Source organism: Caballeronia sp. LjRoot34 (genome assembly GCF_964253815.1).
In the GTDB taxonomy this organism is placed as follows: Bacteria; Pseudomonadota; Gammaproteobacteria; order Burkholderiales; family Burkholderiaceae; genus Caballeronia.
The window spans coordinates 4129115-4142467 of sequence record NZ_CAXUSB020000001.1 but is presented as its reverse complement, the minus strand read 5'-3'; the positions used below and the strand labels follow the sequence as shown (position 1 = coordinate 4142467).

Genomic DNA, 13353 nt, shown 5'->3' with positions numbered 1-13353 from the left:
CCAATGGCCGATATCCAAAATAATCCTGGGGCGCTGATCCCCGTCCCGAGCGGCCGATTCCTCGCCGGCCGGGAATTCTGGGCCAATTTCTCGCGCAATCGCGGCGCCGTAGTGGCCGGCGCGATCGTGCTGATCCTCGTGTTCATCGCTATTTTTGCGCCGTTGATCGCGCCGCATTCGCCTATTGAGCAGTATCGGGACAACGTCAAGATTCCGCCCGCGTGGCTCGATGGCGGTAACTGGCGCTTCGTCCTTGGCACCGACGAAGCCGGCCGCGACATCCTCTCCCGCCTGATGTACGGCGCGCGGCTGTCGTTCTGGATCGGCTTTGTGTCGGTGGTGCTCGCGTTGATTCCGGGCATTGTGCTTGGCTTGATCGCGGCGTTTTTCCAGAAATGGGCCGATACCCCGATCATGCGCATCATGGACGTGCTGCTCGCGTTGCCTTCGCTGCTGCTGGCGGTCGCGGTGGTTGCGATTATCGGGCCGGGGCTGATGAACACCATGCTCGCCATCGCGATTGTCGCGCTGCCGGGTTATGTGCGTCTGACGCGTGCCGCCGCGCTGGGTGAATTGCAGCGCGAATACGTGACGGCATCGCGCGTGGCCGGAGCCGGCACCGTGCGGCTGATGTTCTCGCAAGTGTTGCCGAACTGCGCCGCGCCGCTGATCGTGCAGGCAACGTTAGGCTTTTCGTCCGCCATTCTGGATGCCGCCGCGCTCGGCTTTCTCGGCCTCGGCGTACAACCGCCGGCGGCGGAGTGGGGCGCTATGCTGGCCTCGGCGCGTGATTACATCGAAAGTGCGTGGTGGATCGTGACCATGCCCGGGCTTTCCATCCTCATTTCGGTTCTGGTGATCAACCTGCTCGGCGACGGGCTGCGCGATGCACTCGATCCCAAACTCAAACGGATGGCCTGAACATGAGCGATCTACTCACCATCCGCAATCTCGCTGTGAGCTTCAACGGACTCCCGGCGGTTGATCGAATCGATATGTCCGTCAAGCCCGGCGAAGTGGTCGGCGTTGTCGGCGAATCGGGTTCCGGCAAAAGCGTCACGATGATGGCGCTCATGGGCTTGATCGATGCACCCGGCATTGTCACCGCCGATCAGGTCACGTTCAACGGCGTCGACTTGCTGAAGGCGTCGGCGCGGCAACGCCGGAAGATTATCGGCAAGGACATCGCCATGGTCTTTCAGGACGCACTGTCCAGCCTGAATCCGAGCTACACGGTCGGGTATCAGATCAAGGAAGTTCTCAAGCTCCACGAAGGCCTCAGAGGCGCGAAGCTGCAACAACGCGCGCTGGAATTGCTCGATCAAGTGGGGATTCCCGACGCGAAGAGCCGTATCGATGCCTTCCCGCACCAGATGTCCGGCGGCATGAACCAGCGCGTGATGATCGCGATGGCCGTCGCGTGCAATCCGAAGCTGCTGATTGCCGATGAACCCACTACCGCGCTCGACGTCACCATCCAGGCGCAGATCATGGAGTTGCTGGTCAAGCTGCAGAAGGAGCGCGGCATGGCGCTCGTGCTGATTTCGCACGATCTCGCGGTTGTGTCCGAGGTTGCGCAGCGCGTGGCCGTTATGTACGCGGGCGAGATTATCGAAACGAATTACGTGCCGACTATTTTCAGCGAACCGCATCATCCGTACACGGAAGCGTTGCTGGCGGCCATTCCCGAACATAGCCGCGGCGCCGCGCGTCTCGCGGCCTTGCCGGGCATGGTGCCGGGCCGCGATGATCGTCCCACCGGCTGTTTATTCGCCCCCCGCTGCAAGTACGCCGTCGACGATTGCCGCAAGGCGCGGCCGGCGCTCTTTCAACTCGCCCCGAACGATCCGGCAGTGCGCACACGCTGTATCAAGCCGCTGAACATGGAACTCGTGGCAGAACACGGAGGCGCGCGATGAATGCCGTTCCTGAGACTTTCGCTAAAGACGCTAAAGACATCGTCCTCGTCGCCGATAAACTCGCCAGGCACTACAGCGTCAAGCGCAGCATGTTCCAGCAGGGCACCGTGAAGGCGTTGAACGGCGTGTCGTTCTCGCTTGAACGCGGCAAGACGCTTGCCGTGGTGGGTGAATCCGGCTGCGGCAAATCGACGCTAGCGCGTCAGTTGACGATGATCGAAGCGCCCACGTCCGGGCGTTTGCTGATCGACGGCGAAGACGTGGCCAATGCGAACCGCGCGAAGGTGGCGGACTTGCGGCAACGCGTGCAGATGGTGTTCCAGAATCCGTTTGCTTCGCTGAATCCACGGAAAACCGTCGAGCAAACGCTGGGCGAACCGCTCGCGATCAACACGAAACTGTCGTCCTCCGAGCGCGCCGAACGTATCGCGCACATGATGCGGACCGTTGGCCTCAGGCCCGAACACGCGGCGCGGTACCCGCACATGTTCTCGGGCGGCCAGCGCCAGCGGGTGGCTATCGCGCGTGCGATGATTCTTGACCCGCAAATCCTGGTGGCCGATGAACCCGTGTCCGCGCTCGATGTTTCCATTCAGGCGCAGATTCTGAATCTGTTCATGGATCTGCAGCAGCAGTTCGGTACAAGCTATGTGTTCATCTCGCACAACTTGTCGGTGGTGGAACATATCGCCGACGACGTCATGGTGATGTATTTTGGCGGTGTGGCCGAACTTGGCGACAAGGCAACCATCTACGCACGGCCGCGTCATCCGTACACGCGCGCGCTGATGTCGGCAACACCCGCCTTGTTCGAAGAAGACCGGCGCATCAAGATCCGGCTGCAAGGCGAAATGCCTTCGCCGCTTAACCCTCCATCAGGTTGCACATTTCATCAGCGCTGCCCGTATGCAATCGATAAATGCCGCGTGGAAGAACCGGCGCTGCGTTTCGTCGATGGACGGCACGTCTCGTGTCATCGCGCCGAGGAAGTCGGGGAGATCGAGGCCTGAACCGCAAACGGCGCGGCAGGTTGCGCGCCGTTTTGCTGCGGGTCTTGCTGCGAGTTTTGCTGTTTCGGTGGCGGCGATCCTGGCCGTTGTTTGCGTTGCGCCGCGTTCAGCGTTCGCTGTGACCGGCGCGCGTTCGCCGCCGGGCGCGGCGGTCCCGCCCACGTCTGCTACTTCGTTGCCGGGTTTAAGTCTCCCGCCCGCGCGTCCGGCTTTCCCTGACGTAGACCGTTCCGACGGGACCACCGCCAGTGGTCCGGTGCAAGCGCAACCGGCGCATATGCCGTTCTACGTCGCGACCAAAGGCCAGGTCACTATCTACGTGCTCGGCACGCTGCACGTGGGTTATGCCGACGACTATCCCGCCAGCCAGCCGTTTCGCAAGCTGATTCTCGGCGCGCTCGATGCATCGCCCACTCTCGCGCTGGAAATCTCCCCTGACGACCTGCTCGTGTCGGCGGATGAAGTCAGCAAATACGGCGCGTGCCGGGGGCCGTGCCTGTCGCGGTATCTGCCCGATGCGCTCTGGAAGAAGCTGGAAACACGCATGCACGGCAACCCCGCCATGCTCGACGATATCAGCCGGTCGAGGCCATGGCTCGCGTCGATGCTGGTTGAAACCGTCGATACCTTGAAGGCCGGATTCCAGACCGAGTTCGGTACGGAAACGCAATTGCAGAACGTGTATTTGCGGCCGCGCGGGCGGGTGATCGGGCTGGAGACGCTCAACGAACAGATCTCCGCGTTCACGCGGCTCACGCAGGCACAGCAGCGGGAAATGCTCGCGCAGGATCTGGTGCAGACGCCGGCCGAGAATGTTGCCGATGTGAAGGAGCTGCATCGGTTATGGCGGATTGGCGACGCCGATGCGCTCAAGGCATGGGACGACGCCAAGACGGAGAAACTGGCGAGATCGAGGCGGCTGGCCACGCAGATCGATAATCGCGTGGTGGTCGACCGGAACTATCGGTTCGCGGCGCGAATGGTGGCGATGGCCGCGCCGAACAAGCCGGTGTTCGTGGCTATCGGCGCGTTGCATCTTGGGGGTAATCGGGGCGTGCTGGCGTTGCTTAGAAAGCGTGGGTTCATGGTGGACCCGGCTTGAAGTTCCAGGCGTTCGCCGGTCAAATTCTTCACGTGCGCGTGAGAATATCGAAATAGTAAACAATGCCGAATTTAAAATCGATTATTTATATAATTATGATTATTTAAATTTATATTAAATGAATTTTCGGAATTGACCTATTTTCCATTATTGAATTGTGTTTGTATGCTTCGCGGCGTGCATGGGTGGGTGACATGACTTGAAATGTTAAAAAATTCGGCTCATTTCCAGTGATTAATTCGCCGATATCCCACTGCTTGCTTCGGGATCATTTTTCAAGATATTGCAGCTTGAAGAACGTCAATTACCCGGCCGGAAAGCGTATCTCCGACCACAAGGCACAAAACCTGTAGAACCCTCTCGCGCCGCCCCCGTAGGCGCAAGGCAAGCGCATCCCTATCTGTTCGAAAAATAAAAATCCCTCACGTACGGACAAGGATGACTGCAATTCAAATTGCGCCGAGTCGCAATTGTTCATTAATAGTATTAAGAATAATCCGGAATTGTTTAAAAAACTTTTTAAGAGTTTCCCTATCTCCGTTCCCGGATTGAATTTGTATGCTTCGCCGAACGTGTGATTTATTGAACAGACGCGTTTTCGTTAGAAACCCGACTCGTATCCAGTAGTAAGTACATTCAGCCCATTTGAACCACATAAGTTATCTGTCATGAATCGCGACAAGACCAATTCCGCAGCCACGGACCGCACCGGGTTTTATCTGGCCCACGTGCACGCAGTAATTTGCGGGGTGGCGCTGGCTGCATCGGATGTACTGGCCATCGCCGTCGCCGGACATGTATTCAACGGCCCGGGCGCGTGGCCCGGATCTCACTTTTTCGAGCGCTTCGATCACGCGCCAGTGGCGGCGTTTATCGCCGGCGCTCTTGCCATCCTGCGATTCGCGGCGCTGCGCCATTACGCGAACCGTCTGCCCATGCTGCGCGAGTTGCGCGAACTCTTTGGCACGCTCATCTTCGGCTGCGCCTGTCATGTTGGTTTGCTGCTTCTTCGCGGCTATCCGACGGAGATAGTACCCGCAGTGCTGATGTGGCTCTATGCCGCCGCCCTAGTGCCGCCCGGGCGGCTCGCGGTCAAACTCGCGTTAATGAAGATGCGTCTCTGGCAACGCGATCTGTATGTAATCGGAAGTGGTCAGCTGGCGCTTGATGCCGCGACTGCAGTGGAGACCGAACTGCTCATGGGGCTGGCACTGAAGGCGTTCGTGCCCGCAGGAAAGAGCCTTCTGCCCAGCAACGCGCAGGTTGCCTCGCTGAGTCCGCTCGATGCACCGTCGCTTGCCGGGTCCGTCGTCATGGTCGCCCTCGATCGGGAGGACGCCGTCTTGCAACAAGCCTGGCTGCGCGCACTCGGTTCGGTGCCGGCGAGCGTAGTCATCGTGGCTGATGTTCCCGGCGTGCCGCTTCATGGCATGAGAACGACTTATGTGAAGTCGCACGAACTCCTGTTGATGCAGGTTCGCGACAATCTGAGCCGCTGGCATGTGCGCTTCTTCAAACGCTGCCTGGATCTGGCCGGAGCAATTTCCATTTCTATGATGCTCGCGCCGTTCCTTCTTTATATCGCGTGGCAGGTGCGCAAGGACGGCGGGAGGGCGATCTACGGTCATCCGCGTATCGGACGCAATGCCCGCGCTTTCAACTGCTACAAGTTTCGCTCGATGGTGGTGGACGCGAACGCGAAACTGGCCGAATTGCTTGAGCGCGACCCTGAGGCGAAACGCGACTGGGAGCGCGACTTCAAGCTGAAGAACGACCCGCGCGTGACACGCGTCGGCAACTTTCTGAGGCGCACGAGTCTCGACGAACTGCCGCAGCTCTGGAACGTTATTCGTGGCGACATGAGCCTGGTCGGCCCACGACCGATCGTGCAAGCAGAACTCGAGCGTTACGCCGCTGATGTTCCCTATTACCTGATGGCCCGTCCCGGCATGACAGGGCTGTGGCAGGTGAGCGGCCGCAACGACGCCGACTACACCACCCGCGTGTATCTCGATGCGTGGTACGTGCGCAACTGGTCGCTCTGGTACGACATAGCCATTCTCTTCATGACGGTGCGCACGGTGTTCAAGCGCGACGGCGCTTACTAAGTCCTGCTGAATGCCGGCCCTCATTTGACGCACTGAACCCCTATTGCCGCGCTGCCAACAGCTCGCGTTCTGGTTTGTTGCGTCAGCTCCACCCTTACTTTTTCCATTGAGTTATCCACTGTGTCTACCCGTAAAACTCTTGTTCCTTTCGCGCCCGTGACGGCGTGCAAGCGCCCAACGCGGTTCATTGTCTCGCGCTTGGCCGTTGCGGTCGGGCTTGTCCTGGCCCAGTCGCATGGCGCTTACGCGGCGCCCCAGACAGTGGATTCACTCTTGAGCGACTCCACCGTCGTGCCGCCGATTCCGAGCGTGCCTGGCCTTCAGTCCGAAAGCTGGAGTTCGAGCCTGACGCCGCGCGTCAATGCTCCCGCAGCCGTCACGTCACCTCCCGCCCAGCAGGCCGTCTTTCCGGACAAGGTCGATCGCGAGGCCCTCGATGCAAAGATCGTGGTGCCGGAGCGCAACGAGTACGAGAAGTTCGTTGAGGAAGCAACGGGCAAGAAGCTGCCTCGCTTCGGTGCGACCTTTTTCGCAGGAAGCTCGAGGCTGTCCGGAGCCTCGGTGAATTCAGTGCCGCCCGACTACGCAATCAATGTCGGCGATGAAATCCTGCTGCGAACCTGGGGCAGTGTCGATTCAGATTTGCGCCTCGTGGTCGATCGCGAAGGGTATGTGAACGTACCGCGGGTCGGCCGTATCGCCGTGTCGGGTGCGCACTACGCTGACCTGCCGAGCCGCTTTCGGTCAGAAATCGGCCGCTATTACGCAAATTTCGACCTATCGATCTCGCTGGGTAATCTGCGTGGCGTGACCGTGTACGTCACGGGGTTCGCCGTGCGTCCCGGCGCCTACGTGGTCAACAGCCTTGCGACGCTGTTGAATCTGCTCGTCGAAGCAGGGGGACCCGACTCGGGCGGCAGCATGCGCGATATCGAACTGCGTCGCGGCGGCGCGCTCGTCGCGACTTTCGACGGCTATCAGTTGCTCCTGGGCGGTGATCGTTCGAATGACGTCTCGTTGCGTCCGGGCGACATCGTCAACATTGGACCGCTCGGCCCGCAGGCGGCTATCTATGGAAGCGTGAACGCCCCAGGCATCTTTGAACTGAAGCCCGGCGAGCACGTGCGCGACGTGATCCGTTTTGCCGGCGGTCTCAATACCGTGGCGGATAGTGAGCGCATCACGGTCGCAACGCTGCGTCAGCGAGCGACGACCGGTGTTGAAGAAGCCCCGCTCAGCAGCCGGAGCGACGCATTGCTGGACGGAGGCGATATCTATCGCATCTACTCCACGGCGGACTACATGGTTCCGATCGCCCGGCAGATGCGGCGGGTACGGATCGAGGGTGAAGTGGCGCGTCCGGGCGACTATCTCGTTGCGGGTACCGAGACCTTGCCCGAATTGATCGAGAGGGCGGGCGGAATGACCGCCGAGGCTTTCCTGTATGGCAGCGAGCTTGTACGCGAATCGGTACGCCGCACGCAGCAGGCGAACTATGAACGCGCGCTGCAGGACATGGATCGGGACATCACGGCGCGGGCGTCGCAACAAGCGAACGCGAAAGAAGAGACCGCCGACCAACGGCAGCAACTCGAAGCGGGCCAGCGCCTTATCGCGAAGATGCGCGAGCTTCATCCGAGTGGGCGCATCGTTCTGGAGACCAAACCCGACGACCTGAGCTTGCCGCCGCTTACCCTGGAAGATGGTGATCGTCTGGTGATCCCGCCGCGTCCCACCACCGTGGGCGTATACGGCAGTGTGTTCAATCAGGGTTCCTATCTTTTCAAGCCGACAGCACAGCTCGGCGACTATGTGAGTCTCGCTGGCGGCGAGCAGCGTACTGCCTATACCGGCGGCGAGTTCGTGTTGCGTGCGAATGGCACAACGCGCTCGAACCAGCAAGGATGGTTCAACTCGATCTCGTCGCTGGACGCTATGCCTGGCGACACCGTTTTCGTCCCTGAAGATCTCGAGCGCGTCACCTGGTGGCAAGGCACGAAGGAACTGACGACGATCCTTTACCAGTTCGGTCTGGGCGCTGCCGCACTCAAATTCCTGATCAACTGAAGTCGATACCGTGAACTCAACTTTCCTTCCATCATCCGTCGTGTCGGCTTGCGCGTGGTTCGCGCGCGGCTGGCGTATCCTCGTGCTGCCATGCGTGGCGTTCATCGCCGCCGTGGCCGTGTTTTTTGCTATCCCGCCTACGTTTACTGCCAAAACCTCTTTTTTCCCGCCCGCTCAATCGCCCAGTGCGGCGTCCGGTCTCTTCAATCAGTTGAATGCACTCGGCGTCAGCGGTGCGGGTGCCGCCAAGACGCAGGCTGAGCAGTACGTCGCCATGCTGAAGAGCCGCTCGGTCGCCGACGCCCAGATAACACGATTCAATCTCACGCACGTCTACGGGTTGAAGCTGCCCGAAGACGTGCGGCGCAAGCTCGCGCAACAGACAAACGTGTACCTGTCGTCGCGAAGCGATTTGATCGAAGTCAGCGTCGATGACCTCGATCCGCAGCGCGCGGCGCAAATGGCAAGCTATTACGTCGAGTCGCTGACGGATCTGCTCGGCCGTGTTGCCGTGACCGATGCAAGGCAGCGCCGCATGTTCCTCGAAAAGCAGGTCGACGAAACGCGAGCCGCACTCGATAAAGCCGAGAAGTCGTTGCGCGGCGCTGGCGTGTCGCCATCGGCTGCGCAGCTCGAACCGGGCGCTGCCGTCGGCATGGTCGCGCAGATGAACGCGAACATCGTCGCGCAGGATATCAAGCTGACGACGCTGCGCTCCGTGGCAGGCGAGGCGAATCCGGCGACGCTTGCCGCGAAGAGTGAGCTTGCCGCGCTCAAGCGTCGTCTGGACGAAATGCAGGCCGGGGCAAAGAACACGGTCGACGACCAATACACCGGGCTTTATCGCGACTACAAGTACAACAGTGCATTGCTCGAACTGCTCGCCACGCAACTGGCGTCGGCGCGTATTGATGAAGCACGCGATGGTAGCTCGCTGCAAATCGTCGATTACCCGGTCGTACCGCAAAAGAGGAGCAAGCCTAGCGCTGTGTTCGTTCTTGGTACGGGTCTCGCCTTTGGTGTCGGATTGACGCTGCTCGCATGGTTCGTTACACGTCAAGCACGCGCTCAAGCGACTTCGGGAGAGAGCAGATGACTTATGCTCAGCAAGTAACTGCTCGTTCCGCGCAAAGCGTACGGCGAGTGTGCCTGAGCGGCGGCCGCGAGGTTGGCGGGCTACAGTCGTTCGCGACCAATGTCGCAGCCGGATTCGACGCGCTGGGCATTCCCGGCGAAGTCGTCGGCCGGCCGCTCGACATGCTGCGCCGCTGGAAAGACCTGCGCGATCCGACGGTGCTGAAGATTTTCAGCACCTGGGCCATATTCCTGTGTCCGTTCGCACGTAACGCGATCGGCGTCGCGCATGGCTTTCCTCGCATCGATGCACAAGGTACGTTCAAGTTTTTCGCCATCCTCGCGAGCTTCCGGATGGCGCAGCGGTATGCACGACTGGTCGCTGTGTCGGCGTATGTGCAGCGGCATCTCGCCGGCCTATTCGATATCCAGTGCGCCGCCGCCGTGCACAATCCGTTGCCGCCATGCTGGGCGTCTCATCGGAGCGATGACCTCGCGACGCGAAACTTGATCACGTACGTCGGCCGCCTTCATCCGGTAAAACGGGTCAGCGAGTTCTTGCCCGCGGTGATCGACGTGCTTGACGCCGACGCCACGCTAGAAGCGATGATCGTTGGATCGGGCGAATGCGAAACCGAACTGAAGCAAATAGCGAATGGGCATCCGCGCGTGCACTTCGTCGCGTCGCTGTCGTCCGATGAAGTCATGGAAATTCTGGGGAAGACAAAGGTGTTCTTCTCCGGATGCGACACCGAAGCGTTCGGCATTTCGCTGCTTGAAGCGGCGGTCTCGGGTTGCAATCTGGTGACGACCGGTTCCAGCGGCTTCGTGGAAGTTGTCCTCGATGCAATCAACAAGACGACCTTTCTGCTGTCTCCCAATTTCACACGCGAGTCCTGTCGCGTAGCGCTTGCGTCTGCGCTCGCTGCGCAGGGCGTGCGTCTATCCGACACGGCGTTCATGCCGGAGTCCATCGCGCGTCAGTATCTTGCTGTTGCGCAGCAGGCAAACGGCGGCCGATCATGAGCACGGTATCTGTACTGATCGCCGTCTACGCCAAAGACGATCCCGAGCTGTTTCGCGACTCGCTGCGTTCCAACGTGCTTGATCAAACCGATATGCCGGACCAGCTCGTGGTCGTGGTTGACGGGCCAGTCGGTGACGCAATAAACAACGTGCTCGAAGACGCGCGCATTGCGTTCGATGCATGCCGCGGACCTGATTTCATGACGGTCCTCCGGTTGCCGGAAAACCGCGGTGTGGCGGCCGCGATGAATCGGGGCATTCCGTCTTGCCGATGCGAGCTGATCGCACGCGCCGACGCGGACGACATTTCCTATCCCGACCGTTTTCGCCTGCAAAAGGCGGTGTTGGCCGAGCATCCGGATGTGGACGTCGTCACTGCGTGGCAGCACGACTTCAGCCTCGATGAGAAAAAAATCGTGGCGGTCAATCAATGCCCCGAATATTCCGAACAAATCAATGCACTGCTGCAGTTGCGCAACCCTGTTTGCCAGCCAAGCATGATGATTCGCGCCAAGGTCTTTCGCCTGCACGGCACATACGATGAAACGGTGCCGTTGCTCGAAGACTACGAGCTGCACCTTCGATGGACATCTCAAGGCGTCCGTTATCGCTGTATTCAGGAGCCGCTCGTGCGAGTCAGCGTTTCTTCCGCGCTTTATCAAAGGCGCGGCGGGCTGGCTTATGCACGGCGTGAATTTGCCTTTCGCATGAACGCCGTGAAGCGCGGGCTTTTGTCCGGTGGACCGCGTTTCTATTTTGTCGCGACGCTCTATTTGCTGTTCCGATCCGTGCCCGCAGGCGTGCGCCGCCGTCTCTACGTCCTGGTGCGTGCCCGCGCAAATGAAGAGGTGGTGCTGTGATCAAGGGTTCACGGATCGTTGATCCTCTTTTCATCTTCCTGGTTGGCGTCGCAGCCTTCTGGGTCGTTCCAGAAGGTATCCGGATCGTGTACTTCAACACGTACCAGGATGACTCCGTATACGGCTACCTGGCGCTGTCGGCTTGCGTGGTTGCCGTGAGCTATGTGCTCGTTGCTGCCTGGTTGGGCAGGAAGGCCGCCGACACGCGCCCCCCCGCTGATCGCGATGCGGCACTGCGCTTGTCAGCGCGAGTGATCAGCTATCTCGCGCCTGTTTGCATGTTGCTCGCGGCGGCTTTCGTCGGCATGCGCTGGGGCACGGAATATGGCGAAGGCGACAGCATGCCGTACGTCTTCCAGATATTCCTGTACGCGCATCTTTATACGTTCTTCTTTTATCTTCGATTCGTCGACGAAAACGAGGTGAAGTCCCGGCGTTTCATACTGTTGTCGCTGGCAGTATTGCTGCCGCGTTTGTTGATCTCGACGCACTGGGGCCGTTTTTTCGTCGGCCAGGCGATGTTGCCGTTCGTCTTCGCGCTGCTCGTAGGCGGCCATGTCATGGTGCGGCTGCGGCATGTGCTGATCATCGTCCTCGGCGCAGGTTGCATCTATTTCGTTCTACCCATGCTTCGTGGCGACGACGTCGGAGGTCAGGGCACGGAGAGCGTCTTGCTCTTTATCGCGGGAGGCGGTCCGGTGCACCTTGTGGGGCAGGTCGAAGACGTTGAGCAAGCCTATCCCAACGTCAATTTTCTGATGACCGGTCTGGTTGGACCGTTTGCGCCGAACCTGCTGTCCGCGGAAGAGCGCATCGATATCTGGGGGCAGGAAGGCGCTCCCCTCACGCTCGACCGGGCCTTCGCAGAGATGGAGGGCATCGGCTTCTATTCGCTTACGGGCCCAGGGTCAGTCTATGTTGCGGACTTGCTGGTGCTCGGTGGCATGACGGCACTGATCGCCGGCTCGATCGTGATTGGCGGGTTGCTGGCGTGCGCACGCAGCTTATATAAATTGCCGGTGCTGGTCTCGCTGGCGCTATTCGATATTGTCAGCAAGATTGTGTTTTTGCCGCGAACCAGCTTTACCTATCTCATCGACCGGATTGCCGTTCTTACGATCATCTGCGGCTTCATGCTGTACTGCGTGCGTCGCATCGGCTCGGCAAAGTGAGCGGGCTGTTGCGCGTGGCATCGCTGAAAGCGCTGCGGTCTCATAGCGACCTATTGCTGTTCCAGGCCGGAAACTGGCTGTCGGGTCAGATACTCTTCGCCGTGTTCAGCGCTTTCGCGGTGCACGGAGCGCTGGCCCATATCGCGTTCGTCGAAACGGCATCCGCGTTCTTCGGCACGACGTTCGCGACCATCGCGTTCAGGATCGGCTTCGAGTCGGCGATGAAAACGCGCGTGCTCGTGGCTGCACGCTTCGCCGTGCTTTTCGCAATGGCGCTGGCCGCGTTCTTTGGCGGGATCGAATGGAAATGGGTGATCGGCGTCGCGCCGTCGTTGTTGACGCCGGCGCATTTCCCGGTCGTTTTCGGCGCAAAGAAGAGGGCGGTCGTGCTGCTCGTTGGCGCTCGGCTGCTTGCTTGCGCGGCATGTGTCGGCTTCGCACTGTCGTCGTCAATGGCGTTCGCGGTGTACTTCGCCCCGGGAATCGCCTACGCGCTTTCGCTCTATCTGTTTCACTTCGGCGACTGGGCGAGGCAACCATCCGATGGCCGTCAAACGCGCGGCGTCAGTACGGGCGGTTCGGCGCTCGATGTTTTTCTGTTCTTGCCCGTGGCTAGTGCGGGACTCTTTTTCATGCAGGCATCGATCGTCGCGAACATTGCGGCGGCGTCGCCGGCGCTTGCCGTAGTCGAGCGACTGGTGCGCTCCGGGTATTCGCTTGCGTACCCTTATCTGATGCGCGTTACACGCTTTGATTATCTGTTGCGAAAAACGGTAGGAGTGCTGGCGTTTGCGCTTCCGGCGGCAGCAATCGCAATCAGGGTCGCGCCCTGGGTGGCAGTGGGCATTTGGGTTCCTGTTTCGATCGATCTGGTGACCACCAACCTGTTCAGGCTCAGTCAACAGCGTCTGCGCTTGCTCGCTGTCTGGGTGATTTTATGTGCGGCCCTGTGGGAGGGCGCCGCCCGATTCCACTGAGCGCAGCCGGCTTGAGTTTCGTATTCTCCAAGCCGGCC

The 13353-nt window shown here is 60.1% G+C and carries 11 protein-coding genes; all 11 read left to right on the top strand.

Annotated elements, in window-relative coordinates; translation table 11 throughout:
• Positions 1-3: 3 nt before the first annotated feature.
• The 11 genes from ACSQ36_RS18685 (at position 4) to ACSQ36_RS18635 (ending at position 13315) form a co-directional block, all read left to right on the top strand.
• A complete protein-coding gene (locus ACSQ36_RS18685; RefSeq protein ID WP_089162568.1) occupies positions 4-921 on the top strand; it encodes an ABC transporter permease subunit in 918 nt (305 codons plus the stop codon).
• Between the two features lie 2 nt (positions 922-923).
• On the top strand, positions 924-1919 hold the full coding sequence (locus ACSQ36_RS18680) for an ABC transporter ATP-binding protein (protein WP_436182963.1): 996 nt from the start codon (positions 924-926) through the stop codon (positions 1917-1919).
• The gene (locus ACSQ36_RS18675) at positions 1916-2929 is read left to right on the top strand and encodes a peptide ABC transporter ATP-binding protein (RefSeq protein WP_436182962.1); all 1014 of its coding nucleotides are present in this window, start codon (positions 1916-1918) and stop codon (positions 2927-2929) included. Before ACSQ36_RS18680 ends, ACSQ36_RS18675 begins: the two co-directional genes overlap by 4 nt.
• Complete coding sequence (locus ACSQ36_RS18670; RefSeq protein WP_436182961.1) at positions 2874-4031, top strand: TraB/GumN family protein; 1158 nt, start codon at positions 2874-2876, stop codon at positions 4029-4031. The genes ACSQ36_RS18675 and ACSQ36_RS18670 overlap by 56 nt, the downstream gene beginning before the upstream one ends.
• A gap of 668 nt (positions 4032-4699) precedes the next feature.
• Positions 4700-6139, top strand: a complete 1440-nt coding sequence (gene wbaP / locus ACSQ36_RS18665; RefSeq protein WP_436182960.1) for an undecaprenyl-phosphate galactose phosphotransferase WbaP — start codon at positions 4700-4702, stop codon at positions 6137-6139.
• Positions 6140-6412: 273 nt separating this feature from the next.
• Positions 6413-8206 (top strand): SLBB domain-containing protein, encoded by a 1794-nt coding sequence (locus tag ACSQ36_RS18660; protein ID WP_436182959.1) that lies wholly within the window; start codon positions 6413-6415, stop codon positions 8204-8206.
• 10 nt (positions 8207-8216) lie between these two features.
• Complete coding sequence (locus tag ACSQ36_RS18655; RefSeq protein ID WP_436182958.1) at positions 8217-9302, top strand: lipopolysaccharide biosynthesis protein; 1086 nt, start codon at positions 8217-8219, stop codon at positions 9300-9302.
• A complete protein-coding gene (locus tag ACSQ36_RS18650; protein ID WP_436182957.1) occupies positions 9299-10306 on the top strand; it encodes a glycosyltransferase family 4 protein in 1008 nt (335 codons plus the stop codon). The genes ACSQ36_RS18655 and ACSQ36_RS18650 overlap by 4 nt, the downstream gene beginning before the upstream one ends.
• A complete protein-coding gene (locus ACSQ36_RS18645; RefSeq protein WP_436182956.1) occupies positions 10303-11166 on the top strand; it encodes a glycosyltransferase in 864 nt (287 codons plus the stop codon). The genes ACSQ36_RS18650 and ACSQ36_RS18645 overlap by 4 nt, the downstream gene beginning before the upstream one ends.
• Positions 11163-12338 (top strand): hypothetical protein, encoded by a 1176-nt coding sequence (locus tag ACSQ36_RS18640; protein WP_436182955.1) that lies wholly within the window; start codon positions 11163-11165, stop codon positions 12336-12338. Before ACSQ36_RS18645 ends, ACSQ36_RS18640 begins: the two co-directional genes overlap by 4 nt.
• Entirely contained in the window at positions 12335-13315 is a 981-nt protein-coding gene (locus ACSQ36_RS18635) for a hypothetical protein (RefSeq protein WP_436182954.1), read from the top strand. Before ACSQ36_RS18640 ends, ACSQ36_RS18635 begins: the two co-directional genes overlap by 4 nt.
• The last annotated feature ends 38 nt before the right edge of the window (positions 13316-13353 follow it).